Annotated in this window: 14 protein-coding genes; all 14 read left to right on the top strand. The window is 60.6% G+C overall.

Annotated features, from left to right (window positions below; all coding sequences use genetic code 11):
- The first annotated feature begins 144 nt into the window (after positions 1-144).
- Positions 145-576, top strand: coding sequence for a hypothetical protein (locus tag AC0MRV_RS18425; protein WP_472765982.1), 432 nt, complete (start codon positions 145-147; stop codon positions 574-576).
- Between the two features lie 30 nt (positions 577-606).
- Entirely contained in the window at positions 607-1,581 is a 975-nt protein-coding gene (locus AC0MRV_RS18420; RefSeq protein ID WP_472765981.1) for a glycosyltransferase family 2 protein, read from the top strand.
- Entirely contained in the window at positions 1,554-2,810 is a 1,257-nt protein-coding gene (locus AC0MRV_RS18415) for a glycosyltransferase (RefSeq protein ID WP_472765980.1), read from the top strand. The genes AC0MRV_RS18420 and AC0MRV_RS18415 overlap by 28 nt, the downstream gene beginning before the upstream one ends.
- 3 nt (positions 2,811-2,813) lie before the next feature.
- Positions 2,814-3,851: a glycosyltransferase gene (locus AC0MRV_RS18410; protein ID WP_472765979.1), complete on the top strand. Its 1,038-nt coding sequence runs from the start codon at positions 2,814-2,816 to the stop codon at positions 3,849-3,851.
- Positions 3,852-3,898: 47 nt separating this feature from the next.
- Entirely contained in the window at positions 3,899-5,203 is a 1,305-nt protein-coding gene (locus AC0MRV_RS18405) for a glycosyltransferase family protein (protein WP_472765978.1), read from the top strand.
- Entirely contained in the window at positions 5,188-6,816 is a 1,629-nt protein-coding gene (locus tag AC0MRV_RS18400; protein ID WP_472765977.1) for a hypothetical protein, read from the top strand. The genes AC0MRV_RS18405 and AC0MRV_RS18400 overlap by 16 nt, the downstream gene beginning before the upstream one ends.
- A gap of 3 nt (positions 6,817-6,819) precedes the next feature.
- Positions 6,820-7,971, top strand: a complete 1,152-nt coding sequence (locus AC0MRV_RS18395) for a glycosyltransferase family 4 protein (protein ID WP_472765976.1) — start codon at positions 6,820-6,822, stop codon at positions 7,969-7,971.
- Positions 7,972-8,062: 91 nt separating this feature from the next.
- Positions 8,063-9,454, top strand: coding sequence for an O-antigen ligase family protein (locus AC0MRV_RS18390; protein WP_472765975.1), 1,392 nt, complete (start codon positions 8,063-8,065; stop codon positions 9,452-9,454).
- 47 nt (positions 9,455-9,501) lie between these two features.
- Positions 9,502-10,059 carry an LbetaH domain-containing protein gene (locus tag AC0MRV_RS18385; RefSeq protein WP_472765974.1) on the top strand — a complete coding sequence of 186 codons (558 nt, stop codon included), beginning with the start codon at positions 9,502-9,504 and terminating at the stop codon, positions 10,057-10,059.
- Positions 10,005-11,180, top strand: coding sequence for a glycosyltransferase (locus tag AC0MRV_RS18380; RefSeq protein ID WP_472765973.1), 1,176 nt, complete (start codon positions 10,005-10,007; stop codon positions 11,178-11,180). Before AC0MRV_RS18385 ends, AC0MRV_RS18380 begins: the two co-directional genes overlap by 55 nt.
- A 1-nt stretch (position 11,181) precedes the next feature.
- Entirely contained in the window at positions 11,182-12,072 is an 891-nt protein-coding gene (locus tag AC0MRV_RS18375) for a glycosyltransferase family 2 protein (RefSeq protein WP_472765972.1), read from the top strand.
- Positions 12,069-13,301 (top strand): glycosyltransferase family 4 protein, encoded by a 1,233-nt coding sequence (locus AC0MRV_RS18370; RefSeq protein WP_472765971.1) that lies wholly within the window; start codon positions 12,069-12,071, stop codon positions 13,299-13,301. The genes AC0MRV_RS18375 and AC0MRV_RS18370 overlap by 4 nt, the downstream gene beginning before the upstream one ends.
- Complete coding sequence (locus tag AC0MRV_RS18365) at positions 13,298-14,713, top strand: exopolysaccharide biosynthesis polyprenyl glycosylphosphotransferase (protein ID WP_472765970.1); 1,416 nt, start codon at positions 13,298-13,300, stop codon at positions 14,711-14,713. Before AC0MRV_RS18370 ends, AC0MRV_RS18365 begins: the two co-directional genes overlap by 4 nt.
- A gap of 35 nt (positions 14,714-14,748) precedes the next feature.
- The gene (locus AC0MRV_RS18360) at positions 14,749-16,143 is read left to right on the top strand and encodes a dihydrolipoyl dehydrogenase family protein (RefSeq protein WP_472765969.1); all 1,395 of its coding nucleotides are present in this window, start codon (positions 14,749-14,751) and stop codon (positions 16,141-16,143) included.
- The last annotated feature ends 7 nt before the right edge of the window (positions 16,144-16,150 follow it).

Genomic DNA, 16,150 nt, shown 5'->3' with positions numbered 1-16,150 from the left:
GACATTACCCGCACTTTGGCGCAACAGCTGCCCCCGAAAAGATTCCCGGTATTGCACCAACGCTGGGACGATTATATTAACATCCGTAAGCTTACGGACATCCACTTGGCGACGAAGGGTCGGAAGTTGGTGCTAGACTCAGACATGTTATTCTTCGCTCGTCCCGATGCCTTACTAGACTGGATTGATAGCGATAATCCGCTCCCTCTGTTGATGACCGATTACGAAGAGAACTACGGCTATTCCCGGCCGCTATTGCGCGAACTTTGTGGAGAGGAGCCTCCCCGGCAACTGAATGTCGGCTTATGCGGTTTGCGCAGTGAGGATCTCGATTGGCCGGAGCTTGAACATTGGTGCCGAGAGCTGTTCGCGCGCGAAGGCACAAGCTATTACCTAGAGCAGGCTCTCGTCGCCATGCTTGCCGCCCGCAAAGGCGCCGAAGTGTTGCCGGCGACTGACTACATCACCTACCCCACCCGATCGCAGACTTTAAATCGGGTGGGCGTGATGCAGCACTACGTGGCCGACAGCAAACCGTGGTATTTTCAGACTGCATGGCGTCTGGCCATTACTTGAACGAGGTATCGTCGTGCTACTCTTCAACAGGTGAGTAACTCACCAAAAGTCACCGTCTGTATCCCTTGCTACAATGCCGCCGCCTATGTTGGCGCGGCGTTGGACTCTGTTCTCGCACAGACCTGGCCCAATCTGGAGATCATCGTTGTCAACGACGGCTCCACCGACGACAGCGATGCCGTGCTGGCACCTTACGCGGCACGCGGCGTCAAGGTCCTCCCGGAAACACTCGGCAGTGCCACCCGTGCTCGCAACCGGGCTGCGGCGGCCGCCACCGGGGACTTCATCAAATTCTTCGATGCCGATGATCTTATGTCACCGGAAATGATCGCCAGCCAAGTGAAGCGACTGGGCGCATCAACCGACAGGGTGGCCAGCGCGCAGTGGGGGCGATTCCAAGGTTCCCGACCGGAAACGCTACAACTCAACCCTGAGTCGGTGTGGCGAGACATGGCCGGGACCGATTGGTTGGTGGAGGCTTGGCACCACGGCGAACCGATGATGCAACCAGGAATCTTTCTGCTTCCCCGCGCTCTGTGGGAGACCGTCGGTCCATGGAACGAAGAGCTGACCCTGATTGACGATTTTGAATTTTTCTCCCGGGTGCTCGCCAACGCGGAGCAAGTGCTTTTCTGCCCCGAGGCCACCCTGCTCTATCGATCTGGCATCCATGGCAGTCTCTCCGGCCGCCGCTCTCGCACCGCCGTTGAATCCGCCTTCAACGCGCTGCAACAGGGAACCCATTCTTTGCTTGCGCGCCGCGACGATGCGGCGAGTCGGCGGTCCGCGGCCAATATTTTGCAGGGCTTCATTTATACCTACTACCCGGAGCACCCCGACCTGTGCCGCGAAATGGAGCGGCAAATTGAAAAACTCGGCGGCAGCGATCTGCCCCCATCCGGCCCACCCCGCTTCAAGAAACTGGCCAAATTCACCGGGTGGAGGATCGCGCGCCGAATCCAGCGGCTGACGGATCGATGGCGCCATCCCGCGGCCGTCGCCTAGTTTATTCGCCCATGGCCCGCGTTGCCATCTACATTGCCCGCCATCTTTGCACCGCACCCCGAGCGCGGAAGGAGGCAGACGCGCTCGCGGCGGCCGGTCATGACGTGACGGTGAATGGGCAATGGTGGGATCCGCACCTGATCGAACGCGATAGCGCGTTGATGCAGAATCGCTCCTGGTGCTTCCGCCCCTTCGCCGATCATCGGCCGGGCTCCGGGATGCGAGCTCTCCGGTGGTGGTTCTATCGACTGCAGTGCCGTGCGGCGCGCGAACTGTTTCTTCGCACCCGCGCGAAGTTTTCCCCACTGTTGGGCTACGGCGTGCCCGCGCTCCTTCGCCACGCGCGAAAAGAGCGCGCGGATCTCACGATTGCTCATGCCGAAGGATCGCTCTGGGCCATCAACAAACTGCGGGCGGAGGGCCACCGGGTCGGGGTGGATTTTGAGGATTGGTTCTCGCAGGACCTTCCCGCAGACAAACGTCGCCATCGTCCCGTCGCGTGGCTGGAAGAATTGGAGGCCGCCGCCTTGCGAACGTGCGTCTATCTGACCGCGCCCTCCCACGCGGTCGCGAACGCCATGCAACGCGCCTATGGTGGTTCAGCTCCATCGGTGATCTACAACACGATCAGCTCCGAACCCCGCGTGACGTCACCTCGCGAAACAGGACCGGCGCGCCTGCACTGGTTTTCCCAGACCATCGGTCCCGGACGTGGTCTGGAGAATCTGTTTTCGGCCCTGCCGGACGTATCCGGTGGTTGGACACTGCACCTTCGCGGGGAAGATCCTCAGCGCCATGGTCAGCACCTGCTTTCGACTCTCCCCGAGGGCCTTCGCGATCGCGTTGAGTTTCTGCCCACCGTCAGCTCAGGTGAATTGACCGAGTCCACCGCCAGATTCGATGTCGGTCTTGCGCTCGAACCATCCACTTCGCGCAACAACGACCTGACCGTTTCCAACAAGCTGTTCCAATATCTGCACTCCGGCCTGGCCATCATCGCCAGTGCCACCACCGGTCACCGTGAGATTCTGGAGCAAGTGCCCGAGGCCGGATTAGTTGTGCCAATCAATGACCCGTCTGCACTGGCCACCGCAATCAACCGTCTCATCAGCGACGCGACTCAACTTGAAAATGCGCGTTCCGCCGCGCTTGCCGCCGCCAAAGACTTCGATCAATCCCGTCAACTCGAGCGCTACGCCGCGCTCGCCGCTCGGGCTCTCGCTGCATAGCTGATGCGTATCTTGCTCACAGCCGATGCCGAACTGCCGGTTCCTCCCCGGCTTTATGGTGGCATCGAACGAATCATCGCTTCGCTGGTGAAGGAATTCCGCCGCCGCGGCCACCAAGTGGCCCTCGTCGCCCATCGCGAATCCACCGTGCCGAACGATGCCTTTTTCCCTTGGCCGACCCTTTCCAGCACTCGAGCAGTGGACCATTGGAGGAATGGTCTGGCACTGCGGAAAGCCGTCAGCGCATTCCAACCCGACGTCGTGCACAGTTTCTCCCGTTTGCTGTGGCTGCTGCCCCTACTCCCCAGTTCCGTGCCTCGCATCATGAGTTACCAAAGAGCCCCGACCGGACGCACGGTTGCGTGGTCGGATCGTCTGCACGGACGGCGGTTGCATTTCACCGGCTGCAGCGAACACATCGCCGCACAAGGACGCAGGAGTCGCGGCGAATGGAGCGCCATCCCGAACTTCATTGACCCAGAAAAATTCACGTTCGAGCCCACGGTCGCTGCCGATGCGCCGTTCGTGTTCTTAAGTCGCATTGAGCGCATTAAAGGCACGCACAATGCAATTGCCATTGCCCGCGCATCTGGCCGGCGATTGCTGATCGCAGGCAATCGCGTAACATCCCCCGAGGGGGAGAAATATTGGTGCGAGCAAGTCGCCCCGCATCTCGACTCTTCGGATATTGAATACGTCGGGCCGGTCGACGACGCCCAGAAAAACTCCCTGCTGGGTCAGGCCGCGGCAATGGTCGTTCCGATTGAATGGGACGAACCTTTTGGCATCGTCTTCGCCGAGTCACTGGCCTGCGGCACCCCGGTGATCAGCACCCGACGAGGCTCCGTGCCAGAGATCGTGCGCGACGGCGTCACGGGGTTGATACTCGACGATGTTTCGCAAGCCGCGGACCTTTCGCCACACCTACCGCGACTCGATCGGGCCGCCTGCAGAAATGATGCGGAGTCGCGTTTTGGCCTCGAAGTTTGCGCCGATCGCTACCTCGAGCTGTATGAGTCAATGCTGCGCGGCGAAGAGTAGGCCGACCACTGTGTGATGTTCCATCCGACACCAGACGCGAACCGACCATGCATCGATTGATCATCGTATCACCGCACTTCCCGCCGACAAATGCGCCCGACCATCAACGAGTGCGTTTGTCTCTACCCTACCTGCGTGAAGCGGATTGGGATCCATTGGTCATTGCGGTCGAACCCGACCAGGTGGCGGCGCCCCAGGATCCATTTCTCACCGCGGCGCTGCCGCCGGACATTCCGGTTCGGCGGGTGAAAGCGATGGGACTGGCTTTGAGCCGTGTGCCCGGACTCGGCACCTTGGGGTATCGCTGCCGTGGAGCCATACGCCGGGCCTTGTCCGAGAGCATTGTTGGTTCCGGCCAGGGCACTACCGTTTACTTCAGTTCCACCCAGTTTCCTGTCCATGCCCTCATCCCAGAGCTGCGTCGCCGACATCCCCGACTCTGCATCGCGATGGATTACCAGGATCCTTGGGTAAACCCCTACTACCGCGAGCATCCTGAAATCACGCCTCCGGGCGGCCGGCTGAAGTTCAGATTGGTGCAATCCATTGCCCGACGCACCGAACCCCGCGTGCTGGCGAACGTCGATGGAATCACCACGGTTTCTCCGGCGTATCGAACTCAATTGCTGGAGCGATACCCATGGTTCGAGTCCACCCCTTGGCTGGAACTCCCGTTTGGCGGCGCGGCAGCGGATTTCGATGCCTTGGCGCAACATGGTCCCAGCCAGTCCCACTTTGATCCCAACGATGGCCTGATTCACTGGGTCTATGTTGGCCGTGGAGGACGCGACTTGGCCTTGTCCGCTCGCGGGCTGTTCAGGGCGGTGGGCGAAGCCCGCAAAACGTCGGAAACCATGCGCCGCGTAAGGCTGCATTTCCTCGGCACCGACTATGCCCCACCGGCGCGGGCGCGATGCACGCTGAAGCCTTTGGCAGACGCCGAAGGCGTCGGTGAATGGGTGCACGAACACCCGCAACGCCTACCCTACGGCGAAGCTTTGCGATGTTTGACCGATGCGCACGCAATTGTGGTGCCAGGTTCAACCGACCCGGCCTACTCTGCCTCGAAATTGTATCCGTGCATTCTGGCGAAGAAACCGTTGCTGGCGCTCTTCCACACCCACAGTCCGGCGCATAACGTGTTGCGCCACTGCAAATGTGGCTTCGCAATCGGCTTTGATCAGGAAACTCCCGTCTCCGCGATCGCGGCCTCCGTGCGTGATCGATGGATCGACTCTGGCGGCTACGCTACCACTCCCCTTACCGACTGGGAGGCCTTCGCGGACTACACCGATCGCAACATGGCCCGACGGCTATCACGTTTTCTCTCCGATTCATGCGCCCGCAACTGACGCCCACTCACTCCCCGCCGGGCTCCAACATCGCAAACCTCAGCGGAGGGGACATCGGCCGCGGATTTCAACGCTATGCCATCCAATCGCGTTCGGTTCTTCTGACCCTCGTCTTTCTCACCGTATGTTGGGTACTCTACCAACACGGGCACAATGCGATGGCCTTGCTGAAAATCATCACCGGCGGACTCGCGATCGCATTGGTATGGATGCGAGGCCGCCGCCCCGGAATTCCCATCGTCCTGGTGCTGTCACTACAACTGGTGATCGTCTATGCGCTGCCGATCATGTCGGAAAACGAAGCGATCCGCGAGGCGAGTCCGGCACAAATATCAAGTGCGGCCACGGAAATCCTGGTTTATGGATTGATGGTCGCCGTAGGCTGGTCCGTGGGTATCAACCGTCCGGATACGCGCCATCATGAAGCTTGGAATTTCCGGATGATCGAGGGCCGTGACTCGTCCAAGGTGGTCCGCCTCAGTTTCACGCTGCTGCTCGGTTCGATTACCTACGAATCCATGTTGTCGGCCGGAGCGCTGGATTGGTTGTTCCAAGCGCTGCCCACCGGCGTGAGCTCCGTCACCAACATGGCCTCAAAGGCCCTCACCTTGGGAGGTGGCTTGCTGGGGGGATTTACGGTCAGTAGCGGCACCATGCATGTTTCTCAACGGGTCGGGTTCTGGATTCTGTTTTGGTTGCAGTTCGCGCTCCTAATCTCCGGTTTCCTGCTCTCATCCGCCACGGGGTTGATGTGTGCGACATGCTTGGGCTGCCTGATCGGACGTCAGCGCCCACCCGTCCGACTCATCGTGGCGCTTGGGTTGGTTTGTTCGTTCTTCAATCTCACGAAGTTCGAGATGCGCGAAGCTTACTGGGATCCGACTACGAATGTAGCTCAGCAATCACTGAACGACCTGCCCGATCGTTTCCTAGAATGGAGCACGCGCAGTTATCAGGCGATCCTCTTCCCGGAAGAGCATCGACGCGAGCGTGAAAAGGAAGGTCAGCAGCTCTCCGATCGTGTAAACAACCTGTCTATTCTCATGTTCGTGGACGATGCGGTGCAAAATCGCGGCTTCAGGTTATTGGGCGGTGAAACGTATTCGATGGTGCCCAAGTTGCTGATCCCCCGCCTCTTTTGGCCCAACAAGCCCCGCGCGCACGCCGGGCAGGAACTGCTTAATGTGCATTTCGCCCGTCAGACGCTGGAGCAAACCTTCAAAACTTACATTGCGTGGGGTTTGCTGGCAGAGGCCTACGGGAACTTTGGTCCCATCTGGGGAGCGGTGCTGCTGGGGATCGTTTCGGGTTATCTCCTTGGACGCGTTGAGGCAGCCTCCCGCGTTTACGCGCTGAAAACCCTCCAAGCCTTCCTCATCCTAGCCTTCACGGTTCAAGTCGGCACTTCGTTCGAAATGGTCGCGAGTGTCTTCGTTACCTCCACCTTCCAGTTGTTGTTCGCTGTCACTGTCGCGTCCTATTTGCTCATTGACCGCCGAACCGTGGTGACCGGTGAACCGGCGGCAATCGGCAGCCACGATATCGAAGCCCCCCAGAATGTGCCTTCGGATGAGCCGACGTATCCGGATCCCCCCCCTCCCCGGAGTCGATAAACCATGCGCCTCGCGATCGTTTCGTCGCATCCCACGCAGTATTACGCGCCTTGGTTTTCCCACCTCACGCAGCGAGCTGGCTTGTCGCTGCGCGTGTTCTACCTCTGGGACTTCGGCATCATGGAGCAAACCGACCCCAAATTTGCACGCAAGGTGCAGTGGGATATCGATATATTGGCAGGCTATGAAAGCGAGTTTGTTCCCAATGTTGCTAAGGACCCCGGCACCCATCGCTTCAGCGGTCTGCGCAACCCCACTCTGACAAGCCGGCTGCGCGCCTGGTCACCCGATGCCGTGCTGGTTTTTGGCTACGGCTGGCGCTCCCTCATGGAGCTCGCCTGGCGCTGGAAAGGCGCGCCGCTGATTCTGCGCGGTGACACCCATTTGCTGGGACGCCAGCGCCCCGGTCACATGCGGGCGCTGGTGCTGCGGCTGCTGTTCAACCGCTTTCGCGCCTTTGCCTGCGTCGGTGTCGCCAATCGTGCGTTCTACCGGGCACACGGGGTGCCCGCGAATCGACTCTTTGCGGTGCCTCATTGCATCGACAACGCCCGCTTTGCCGCGGCCACGGCTGAGGACGCCGCAGCCTGGCGTGAACATCACAACTTTGACCCGAATCGTCCGCTGTTTCTCTTTGTCGGGAAATTCGAGGCGAAGAAGCGACCCGACCTCCTCGTCGACGCGTTCCGACGCGCCGAACTGACCGACGCGCAACTGGGCTTTCTCGGCGATGGTGCAATAAAGCCGGCGCTGGAGGCCGCGGCGGCTCAATCGCAGGGACAAGTCAAGGTCCTGCCGTTTCACAATCAAAGTGAAATGCCGGGAGCCCTGCGCGCAGCCGACTGTGTTGTGCTTCCAAGTCAGGGCCCCGGTGAAACGTGGGGTTTGATCGTGAACGAGGCCATGGCCTGTGGAACCCCCGCCCTGGTGAGTGACCATGTCGGATGTGCCGCCGACCTGATTATCCCGGATCAAACCGGCTGGCAGTTTAGCGCCGGCGACGTCGCTGCGCTGACTCAGACGCTACGCCAAGCTCACGCCACGTTGGCGGTTCGTCGCGCCGAAATTCGCCGGCGTACCGCCGAGCACATTCAGGCCTATAGTTACGACGTGGCCGGCGCCGCGCTCACCACGATGCTGGCCAAATTGGTCTGACCTGCCATGCGCTCCCGGGCATGACCTCTCGTTCTCCTGTTTCTGTTTCTTGAGCCCGGAAATCCACTCCCCGCCAACGCCCCAAATCGGAATGCTGGAACGTCTCACGTTTTGGCAACTGGCGATCTTTCATGTGGTGGTCGCCTGGGTGTTGGGTGGCGCCACCAACCAACTGTGGCTGCCGATGGTGCTTTGGGGATTGGTGGGCGGAGGTGCGCTTACGATTTGGGGCGTGGTTCGCCGGCGTAATCTCGGCCGCCCGTTGCAGTGGCCTTTGTGGTGGGCGCTGCCGGCGGTTCTTTTGGCAACCTGGGTTTTGGTGAGCAGCTTCAATCCCAGTTTCACCGTTATCAATTTCTACGAGCAACTGGTCTACCGCCCCACCGAACCGATTGCCTGGCTGCCCAGTTCAGCCGTGCCGACGGAAACCCGCCACGAGCTACTGCTCATGTTCGCGATCTTTCTCTCCGCGTTCAATCTGGCCCTCAACCTGGAACGCCGCGAACCGATCAAGACGTTGTTCATGGTCATCGGGCTGAATGCCATGTTAATTGCCGTCGTCGGAACGCTGCAGAAGCTGAGCAACGCTGAGGGAATTCTCTGGTTCTTCGACTCCCCCAACCCTCAGTTCTTCGGCACCTTCATTTATCACAATCATTGGGGCGCCTATGCTTTGATGATCACCGCGGTGCTGGTTGGCCTTTCCCTTTGGTTCCTCGAGGAAAGAGCCCCACGCGGTTTCACCCACTCGCCCGGAATGCTCACCTTCGTCGGCGCGGTGTTGGTCCTCGTGGCCATTCCAGTGAGCTCTTCGCGCTCCTGCACCGCGCTGGCGGTGATGTTCCTGCTATTCGCCGCAGCGCATTTCGCCTGGCGCCTGCGCCGCCAAAAACGACTCACCTGGCAAGCCTCCATGTCACTGGTGACCCTGACGACCGCGGTGCTCTTCGCCGGCTTCTTTGTAGCCGAGCGCGTCATTCTGCAGCGCTTGCGTGCTACGCATGAACAGTTCGTTCTGGCCCCTCCTGACAAGCGTTACCTTAAAGGACGCGAGATCGTCTATTCCGACACCTTGCGCATGATCGCGGATAAACCGATCGCCGGTTGGGGACTGCAGAGTTTCTACCTGGTGCACAAACGATACTCCACCGTGCCGCGCGGCGACGACGGCAAGGCGCAAGTCTACGAAGCCACTCACTCCGATTGGCTGCAGACGGCCGCGGAGACCGGCCTGTTCGGCCTGGCGCTGGCACTCGCATCGTTCCTGACCCCTCAGGTTTGGGTTCGTCGCCGGCTGCACTCCGATCAAGTTGCGGTCTTCGCTCGCGTCGGGTGCGTGCTCGTGCTCGGCTTGGCGTTGGTCGAGTTTCCCCTGCAGAATCCGGCCGTGTGTTTGTTGTTCGCCACGTGTCTCTTCGGTGGTTCCCGCATCGCTCTCCTCAGTCCCGTCCACCGGCGCCGCCGCAGTAGTTCAACTGCCTAAAGCCGTTATTCCCCAACCCACACTGCCCGGTCTGCTACCGCGCCATCATGAAGCTCCTCGGTCAACATAGCCCTTCCCCGTGGTCGACTCGTGAAAAAATCCGGCGCGCGTTGTGGGTGGTGGTATCCCGCACGGTTTGGCGGTGGTCCCCGGTTTCGTGGAACTGGTGGCGCAATGGCTGGCTGCGTTTGTTTGGCGCCACCATCGCTGACCGCCCGGATGCACCGGCCTGCGTATGGCCCGACGTTGATATCTATCACCCATGGAAGCTTACGCTCGGGGCGGCCTCGCTGATCGGGACTGGCTGCCGCATTTACAACCTTGCGCCGGTCATCCTTGAGGACGGCGCAAACCTGAGCCGCCATGTTCACGCCTGCGCGGGTGGGCATGATCTGACGCAATGGCAGATGCCCTTGGTCACCGCCCCCATCGTGATTCGGCGCAATGCTTGGGTCGGCACCGATTGTTATCTCGCCGCCGGCGTGACGATTGGTGAGCTCGCCGTTATCGGTGCGCGGTCGGTTGTCACCAAAGACCAGCCCGCGGAAATGTGCTGTTGGGGAAATCCCTGCCGCCCGATCAAACCACGACCGCCACTCGCTTGAGAGTCTGTCACACGATCACGAGTATCGAATCGCGCTTCGGCGGACCCGCGCGATCGGTGCCGAGCTTGGCAGTCGCCCAACAATCACTCGGCGTCGAGGTCGGGGTTTTCACCCTCGGGTATGATGCCACCGGCACCAACGCCGCAGGAGTCAAACCAGCGCCAATCGAGGTGTTCGACCGCGGTTGGCCTATGCTCACGGGACGCGGATCGGGACTGCGACGGGCACTCAACGCCACGGCCGTCGACGCCGTTCACCATCACGGGCTGTGGCATCGCACCCTGCATTACGCTCATCGAAAGGCGCGACGCGACCGGGTCCCGCTGATCGTATCGCCCCGCGGCATGTTGATGCCTTGGGCGCTTGCCCACCACGGCGGGCGCAAGCGTCTGGCCGCCGCGCTTTTTCATCCCGGCGCCTTGGCCAGCGCTTCTGGCTGGCACGCGACGAGTGAGGCGGAGGCCGAGGCGATTCGAGCCGCCGGTTACCCCCAGCCGATCTGCATCGCGCCCAATGGCGTCACCCTTCCGTCGCTCGAAGATCTGGCGCGCGCTCACGGCCACTGGGAACGGTCGGTTCCCGCGACGGAAGGTCGTCGAGTGGCGCTGTTCTATTCGCGCTTTCATCGTAAAAAACGCGTCCTGGAACTCATCGACCTTTGGATGCAAATCGGACCGCCCGACTGGGCCTTGATCCTGGTCGGGATTCCGGAGGAGTATTCGGTCGCGGAGCTTGAGCAACGTATTCGCGAACGGGGCGCCGCCGCGCAGATTTCGGTTCGCGACGGCACCCACGCTCCGGCGCCCTACGCGATGGCTGAGCTTTTTCTGCTGCCAACCCACTCCGAAAATTTCGGCATGGTGGTTGCCGAGGCGCTCGCTCACGGCGTGCCGGCATTGGTCACGGATCAAATGCCCTGGTCTGACCTCGCTGAGCGCGGCGCCGGCTGGAGTGAGCCCTGGGGGGCTCCGTTCCGATCGCGCCTGGAGGAATGCCTGCGGCTGCCACCAGATCAACTGCGAGCGATGGGCCAGCGGGGCGCGCATTGGATGAACGAATCCTTTTCGTGGTCGGCTGCGGCTCGCAAACTGATCGACTTTTACCACTCGCTCATTCGCTGACATGGCCACGCCCGTCGACTCTCCCCTGCCCCTTTCGGTGCTGATTCCGGCCCGCAACGAAAAAGCCAATCTCCGCGACTGCATCACATCCTGCGCGGCGGCCGACGAAATCATCGTCGTCGACAGTGGCTCGACCGATGGCACGCCCGACATCGCCCGCGAACTCGGCGCCAAAGTGATCGACTTCGCATGGAACGGTCGGCTGCCGAAAAAGAAAAATTGGGCCTTGGCCAACATCACCTGGAAGCACGAGTGGGTTTTCATCCTCGATGCCGACGAACGCTTCACGTCGGAGTTGGTGGAGGAACTGCGGGCCTTGCTGGCGGCGCCTTCAACCGAAGTCGCAGGCTACTACGTCAATCGTCGTTTCTGGTTTCTCGACGGGTGGCTCAAGCACTGCGGCTACTACCCGAGTTGGAACCTGCGTTTTTTCCGGCATGCGCTTGGTCGCTATGAGCAGTTCACCGGCGTGGAGGATACCGGCTCAGGTGACAACGAGGTCCACGAACACGTGCAACTGCAAGGTAAGGCTGGCTACCTGAAGGGAGAACTCGATCACTACGCGTTCCCGACCATCGACATCTGGGTCGAGAAGCACAACCGCTACTCCAGCTGGGAGGCGCAGCTCGATCTTTCCGCCGCCGCCCGCGCGGAGAGCACCACGGGCAGGCTCAAGTCCGATATCGCGCTGAAACGGGTCTTGCGTCGCATCAGCCGCCGCCTGCCGTTTCGCCCGACGTTGCGTTTTGTCTACCACTACCTGTTACGACGCGGATTTCTCGACGGCTATCGGGGCTGGGTCTTTTGCCGCCTGCTCGCGTTCTACGAATTCCTCGGTGTGGCCAAGGCGGCCGAATATCGTCGAACGCACAACGCTTCACCGCAGCCGTGAGCCGCTTGCTTTTTATCAATCGCTTTTACCGGCCCAGCAGCACCGCCACTTCGCAGCTGCTGACCGACATGGCGGAATACCTCGCTGCGCAAGGTCAGTCGGTGAGCGTGCTCACGTCGCGCCTCAGCGATGATACGCCACCGGAAAGCGTTGAGAACGGGGTTCGGCTGCTGCGAGTTCGCGGCACGCATCTCGGCAACTCCGGCAGTGTGGTGGCGCACGCGGTGGATCTGCTGACCTTCGCCATCGTGGCCGTATGGAAAGCCCTGCGCACCGCCCAACGGGGCGACGCCGTCATCATCATGACCGATCCGCCCTTGCTGGGCATTCTTCTGCAACCCGTGCTCCGACTTCGCGGTGCCAGCGTGATTCATTGGATTCAGGACATCTACCCCGAAGTGATTCAGCGCGTGAGCGGCAGCCGCGCCGCACAATGGTTGGCCTGGCCGCGCGATCTTATGTGGCGCAACGCCGACGCGTGCATCACACTCGGCGAAGACATGGCGAACCTGGTTCGAGCTGCCGCCGTGCCGCCCTCCCGTATTCATTTGCTGCCCAATTGGGCGCCCGACGGTGTGGAATGTCGTTCGGCCGCGGAAGCCGCAGCACTCCGTCAGGAGTGGAATCTCGAGGACAAATTCGTGCTGCTCTATTTTGGCAACTTCGGGCGAGTCCACGCACTGCATCAGATTCTCGGTCTGGCTGAAACGCTGCGCGACGACTCGCGCGTTGCGTTTTGTCTCGTCGGCCCGGGCCCCCAAAAGGCGGCGATGGAGGCGGAGGCAAAGCGACGCGGGCTGACCCACCTGCGCTTCTTTCCGGCCCAACCACGCGAACGCCGCAGCGATGTGCTCGCACTCGGCGATGCTCACTTGGTGACCCTCAAAGCCGGGTGTGAGGATGTTGTCTTCCCGAGCAAGCTCTACGGGATTTGTGCCGCGGGTCGGCCCGTCGTTTTCATCGGTCCGGCGCAATGCGAATTCGCCAAGCTCATCCGCGCGCGGGAACTTGGTCTGACCGGCCACGAAGCCCAGCTGGATGCGCTGGCCACTGAAATTTGTGAGTGGGTTGAATCGCCTGACCTCGCCACTCGGCACGCCGAAGCGGCGGCTGCGTTCTACCGGACCGAGGGAAATGCCCGCACGGCCGCCGGACGAATGTTGCAAATTCTACGCGAGATCGGCGCAATTCCTGTTTCGGCGGAAGAGACTCCCGCATCTTCGAAATGACAATCCATCGCGGCCACCTCGCCCTTCTGCTCGCGCTCGACACCTTTGTGGTGTTCGCGACCTTCAACGTGCTGGGCCAGTTGCGCGGTATCTTGGGCAACGGCGACTGGCTGTTCTCACCTTTGCTGACTCCGTGGCTGTTCACGCTCATCGGATTGTTTCTCATCGACGGGTATCGTTCGCGAACCGAGATGATGAGCGCCGACTACACGTCGCAGCATTTTGTCGCGGTGGGCTTCGCACTTTTGGCCACCTTGCTCGTGTCCTACGTGGTCATCACCGCGGGTTCACGCCTCGAGGACTCCCGCTTGGTCATCGCGCTCGGCTTTTTTTGCGTCGCCTTTCTAACCCTGAGTTACCGTCGCTCGATCCATCGATTGCTCAAAAATGAGCGATCGGACCGGGCCGTGCTTTTTCTCGGCGATCAGGTATCCTGCGAAACCTTCCGCGCCGCCTGTGAGGAGAATGACTTCGCTCAAAAAGTCATCTATGCTTACACCAGCGACGCCACGCCCCCGCCCTTTCGCAGCTCAGCTTCCGCCGACACGTCCACACTGCGAATGTATCGCGCCGTGATCGATGAGATTCGATCCGGACAGATTAATGTGGAGGCCGTCGTGCTCAAGGAAACCACGAGTTCCATCCCTCCTGGCTTGGCCGACGAGCTCACCGAGCTGTATTTCACCGGCGTTCCGACCTTCACGCTGGAGCTCTTTTACGAAACCTATTGGCGGAAGATTCCGCTTTATCGCATCAACTACGTTTGGCTTTTCCAGAAGGGTTTCGAAATTGCCCGAAACCCGGTCTTCGAGCGTTTGAAGCGGATGGCGGATGTCTCCTCATCCTTGCTGGGGCTCACCCTCGCCGCGCCCCTGCTCCTCGTTGCCGCGATTGCCATCAAGCTATCTGATCGAGGGCCGGTTTTCTTCCGCCAAAATCGAATCGGCCGAAATAGAGTTCCGTTTCCGATGCTCAAGCTTCGGACCATGCGTGTTTCGTCACCACCCAACTCTGCGCCCCGGGAATCGACTCCCTCCGATTCCCGCTACACCCAGAAGAACGACCCTCGCATCACCGCGGTCGGCCGTTTCCTGCGCAAGACCCGGATCGACGAAATCCCCCAGTTGTGGAACGTGCTTTGCGGCGAGATGAGCCTCATCGGTCCCCGCGCGGAATGGGACGAGCTGGTGGCGGACTACGAAACCCAGATCCCTTGCTACCATTTTCGCCACTTGGTGCGCCCGGGCATCACCGGCTGGGCCCAGATCAACTATTCTTACGGAGCAAGCATCGACGATACGCTGCGCAAACTCGAATACGACCTCTACTACATCCGGCACTTTTCGTTCGTGATGGACGCCGCCATCGTCCTGCGGACGATTCACCTCATGGTGTTCGGCAAAGGGCGCTGATTTGCGAATAACGTTTTCTCCGTCCCCTTAACTTTATGGCTCGTCCACTGAATTTTGATTTCATCGCCATCGGCGGTGGTTCCGCCGGTTTTAACGCCGCCCGCGTCGCGGCGGATCAGGGGAAAAAAGTCGCCATCGTCGACGGGGCGCCCGAACTCGGCGGACTTTGCATCCTACGCGGCTGCATGCCGTCGAAGACCCTGCTCTATTCGACCGAAGTGCTGCATCTCGCGCAGCATGGAAAATCCTTTGGACTCAAGATCCCTTCGGCCACCGTCGACATGCGTAAGCTCCACGCTCGCAAGCGCTCCATCATCGGGGAGTTCGCCGAGTATCGGCAAAAGGCGATGAGCAAACCTCGCTACCGGGTCTTCCGCTCCCACGCCAAATTCGTCGATCCCCATACGGTCGCACTGACCGATGGCACGGTCCTCAAAGGCAAGCACTTCATCATCGGGACGGGTTCAAAGGTCGCCGTGCCCCCGGTTCCCGGACTCGCTGATACTCCATTTTGGACCAGTGACGACGTGCTCGAACTCGACCACGTTCCACCCAGCGTCATCGTGCTCGGCGGTGGCATCGTGGCGTGCGAACTCAGTCAGTTCCTTCGCCGCATCGGTTCGCGAGTGGTGCTCATTCAACGCAGTGCCAATATTCTCAAAGACCACTCGCCCGCCGCGTCCGACGTGGTGCAACAAGCCTTCCGCGACGAAGGCATCGATTTACACACCGACACCAAGATCGAGTTGATCAAGCCCACCAACGACGGTGTCAGCGTGACGTTCCTCAGCAGCGGCAAGCGTATCACCCGCAAGGCTAAGCACCTCTTCAACGCACTCGGTCGCAGCCCAAACACGGTCGGACTCGACCTGGATCGAGCCGGGGTAAAGTTGACCAAAGCCGGGCGAATTCAGACCAACCGCTGGCAGCAAACCACCCAGCCGCATATCTATGCCGGTGGCGATGTTTGTGGACCGCACGACATTGTGCACTTGGCCGTAGCGCAGGGTGAACTCGCCGCGCGTCACGCCAACGGTCAGAAGGGGCTGAAACCCATCAACCACGACCTCTTGCTCAATGTCGTGTTCACCGATCCGCCCATCGCGTCGATCGGGTTACAGGAATCGCAACTCCAGGAATCCGGCACACCGTATTTGGTCGCCGACTACCCCTTTGATGATCACGGCAAGTCGATCCTCATGGAGGCCAAGCGCGGCTACGTTAAGGTTATCGCCGAACCGAAAAAGGGCCGCATTCTCGGCGCGGAAATTGTTGGTCCGCAAGCGGGCGAACTCATCCACTGCTTTAGCGGTCCGCTCGCCATGAATGCCACGGTTTTTGATCTGCTCAAAGCACCGTGGTATCATCCGACCTTGGCGGAAATCTTGACGTATCCGCTGGAAGAGATCGCTGATCAATTCGCTCCCTGAGCAACCA

This window comes from Actomonas spartinae, from assembly GCF_051209155.1.
In the GTDB taxonomy this organism is placed as follows: Bacteria; Verrucomicrobiota; Verrucomicrobiia; order Opitutales; family Opitutaceae; genus Actomonas.
Note: the sequence above shows the minus strand (reverse complement) of the source record. Positions and strands in the feature narration are given on the sequence as shown.